Origin of the sequence: Okeania sp. SIO2F5, assembly GCF_010692685.1 — a bacterium.
Taxonomy (GTDB): domain Bacteria; phylum Cyanobacteriota; class Cyanobacteriia; order Cyanobacteriales; family Microcoleaceae; genus Okeania; species Okeania hirsuta.
Genome location: NZ_JAAHGU010000267.1, coordinates 1 through 3,164 on the forward strand (window position 1 = coordinate 1; position 3,164 = coordinate 3,164).

Consider the following 3,164-nt stretch of genomic DNA (forward strand, 5'->3'; position numbering starts at 1 on the left):
ATTATCTCTCCCCAAATCTTCCCTCTTAACCTTTTCTCTCTTACCTTCTGTCTCCTGTCTCCAGTATAGCTGTCTCCTAGTCAAAAAAACTTGATATTTATATGAAGATACGGTTAGGGGTTCTATAACTGTTTAACCAGATTTGATATTAGATTGTCTTTTGATTTCAAATCAATCGATCGCTAATCCAATCAACCAACCCAGGGAAATACTGCTTGAAAATATGCAAACTTTGAGCTGCTCCATCGGGAAATACATGAAGTTGGTTACGAACAATGGCTTTAATTGTTTTTTCCATTACTTTAGCTGGATTAGTTGCGAAGCGTTCAGGAAAACCTTCCTTGCCTTGAGCTAGCGTTCCATAACGTTCCGAGAGAAGAATAGGGGTACGACTGAAAAAGGGATAAACAACAGTGACTTTAACATTATAGCTTTTTACTTCATTAAAAAGTCCTTCACTAAAACCACGCAAGCCAAATTTACTGCTGGAATAGTGAGCCATTCCCCCAGCACCTATCCAACCTGCTAGAGAAGAAATATTGACAATGTGTCCTTTTTGGCGCTCGATCATCCCTGTAGCAAAAAGAGAACTCAACCGCATTGGTGCTAGTAAATTGACCTGCATCAACCGTTCCCATTTATCAGGGGGAACTTCGTCCATCCGACCAAATAATCCTATTCCCGCATTATTAATTAAAATATCAATGGGTATATCCAATGCTTTAACTAGATCATAGAGATTTAAGCAGCCTTCGCGGTCAGAAAGATCGCTCTCAATACAAGAAATTATTTTCCCTGTAGTTATTTCGCTGGTTATTTTAGAAGCTTGCTCATCTAGAGAATCTTGTTTGATATCGCTCAGGACTAAATGGCTGCCAGCTTGTAATAACTGGCGCGTAAGTTCCTGGCCAAAACCCCCTGTGGCACCAGTCAGGACTACTGTAGCGTGATTTAGTTCGGTCATCTGATTTGGTTGTATGATAACTCACTTATATTGACGTGCTTAATTCTAAGGTAAGACAGTTAGCTGTATATATTTTTTTTCGCGTAGAAGATTTAGAATGTAAAAAACAGTGAGGTGAGCGGGTTCGCAGCCAAATAAGAAGAGAGGAGAATTAAATCATGCCCACGAAACACTTTGATATTGCAATTGTCGGAGCTGGACTTTCTGGTATCGCAGCCGCTTACTATCTACAGCTCAAGTGTCCCAGCAAAAACTACATCATTCTGGAAGGTAGAGACTCAATGGGCGGAACTTGGGACTTCTTCCGTTATCCAGGCATCCGCTCCGATAGTGATATGTATACCCTGGGTTATAGCTTTAAGCCCTGGCCCAAAGCCAAATCTATTGCTGACGGGCCATCAATTTTGAAATATATTCAGGAAACAGCCTCCGAGAACGGCATTGACAAACACATTCGCTATAGTCTCCTGGTGAAGAAAGCTAGTTGGTCAAGCGATCGCGCTGTCTGGACAGTTGAAACTGAATGCAAGAAGACGGCTGAGACCCTTCTCTTTAGCTGCAACTTCCTTCTAATGTGTTCTGGGTATTACAGTTACAAAGAGGGTTATACACCTAAATTCAAAGGGATGGAGTCCTTCAAGGGGGAAATAGTTCATCCACAGGATTGGCCAGAAAACCTCAACTATCGCGATCAGAAAGTGGTTGTCATTGGCTCTGGGGCTACTGCAATTACCCTAATCCCGGAAATTGCAAAGGATGCAAAACACGTAGTAATGTTGCAGCGATCGCCTACTTATGTTGTCTCAAACTCTGAGTCTGATGTGCTTGCCAATCTCTTAAACAAGTTCATGCCCAAAAAGCTGGCTTATGCTATACTTCGTTGGAAGTATATCCAACGCCAACAATTACTTTACCGTGGTACGCGCACGAAACCTGAGAAGGTTAAGCAGAAACTGCTCGAGCTGGTCCGCAAAGAACTTGGAGATGACTACGATGTCGAGACTCATTTCACCCCACGCTACAACCCTTGGGACCAGCGCCTTTGTCTCGCACCGAACGGCGATTTATTTGAGGCAATCAAGTCAGGTAATGCCTCCGTCATCACTGATATAATTGAGACCTTCACTGAGAAGGGTATACTCCTGAAATCGGGCAAAGAGTTAGAAGCTGACCTCATTGTTACAGCGACAGGGCTAAACATGATTATACTCGGTGGCGTGCAATTCAGTGTAGACAACCAGGCAATTGAATTTCCGAAGACCTATACTTATAAGGGCATGATGTATTCGGATGTACCGAACCTGGTCTCGGTCTTTGGGTACATCAATGCTTCCTGGACTCTGCGTGCCGAACTCGTGGCGGAATATGTGTGTCGGTTGGTTAACTACATGGACAAGATGGGATTTCGTCAGTGTACGCCACGTTTGCGCGATCGAGATGGGAATATGCAAGGACGATCTTTAATCAAAGATTTTTCTTCTGGCTATATCCAGCGGGTGATGCACTTATTCCCGAAGCAGGGTGACTGCGAACCCTGGTTCTACCCGCAGAACTACCAGCGTGACAAGAAAATGATTCGTCATGGGGCACTTGAAGATGGTGCGTTGATATTTAGCAACAAGGAAACATAACTTTAACGCCCCTACAGAATTTATTTTTGTAATGGGGATGCGTGAGCAACTCTCCAAAAATATTGCGCCTTAAAAGGCGGGGTTGCACGACCCATATTATCAGGACTTACGCACCAAGCGCCATATATTGTAGGGGCGAATGGCATTTGCTAACGCAAAGCTCCGCTAACGCCCCCTACTGATAGCGTACTGTCTAAGAATTTGCGTAAGTCCTGATCTTATCTGGATAATTAGTTATTGTATGATGAGAGGAGTCAGGAGTCAGGAGTCAGAAAGGATGAGAGTTGGAGTGATCTGGGGATATTCCGGCATTTTATGTCTGCATTGAATGGAAGTAGAAAGTGCGATAACTGTATAACCGGATTTTATATTAGACCCATATTATTTTGATAAATCATATCATGTCCGGTAGCATCGGTCTTGTATAGCAAAGGTAAGGAAGAAGGAAGAAGGAAGAAGGAAGAAGAAAGAGGGAAGAGGGAAGAAGGCTACCCTCGCAAGAAAAAACCATCATTTCCTGTAGATATTCACCCTTGGGTTTACACAAACGATATAAACGGACATGATAT

General features: G+C 43.2%; 2 protein-coding genes. One reads left to right on the top strand and one right to left on the bottom strand.

The genetic code is table 11. The features are described from left to right. Nucleotides 1-166: 166 nt before the first annotated feature. Nucleotides 167-964 (bottom strand): SDR family oxidoreductase, encoded by a 798-nt coding sequence (locus tag F6K27_RS32695; RefSeq protein WP_287280091.1) that lies wholly within the window; start codon nucleotides 962-964, stop codon nucleotides 167-169. 158 nt (nucleotides 965-1,122) lie between these two features. On the opposite strand from F6K27_RS32695, the gene F6K27_RS32700 reads away from it, so the two are divergent. After that, the gene (locus F6K27_RS32700; protein WP_287280093.1) at nucleotides 1,123-2,595 is read left to right on the top strand and encodes an NAD(P)/FAD-dependent oxidoreductase; all 1,473 of its coding nucleotides are present in this window, start codon (nucleotides 1,123-1,125) and stop codon (nucleotides 2,593-2,595) included. Nucleotides 2,596-3,164 lie beyond the last annotated feature (569 nt).

Excerpts from the sequence above, each read along its gene's own strand:
- F6K27_RS32700 (WP_287280093.1), top strand. The coding sequence starts at position 1,123 with ATGCCCACGAAACACTTTGATATTGCAATTGTCGGAGCTGGACTTTCT.
- F6K27_RS32695 (WP_287280091.1), bottom strand. The coding sequence starts at position 964 with ATGACCGAACTAAATCACGCTACAGTAGTCCTGACTGGTGCCACAGGG.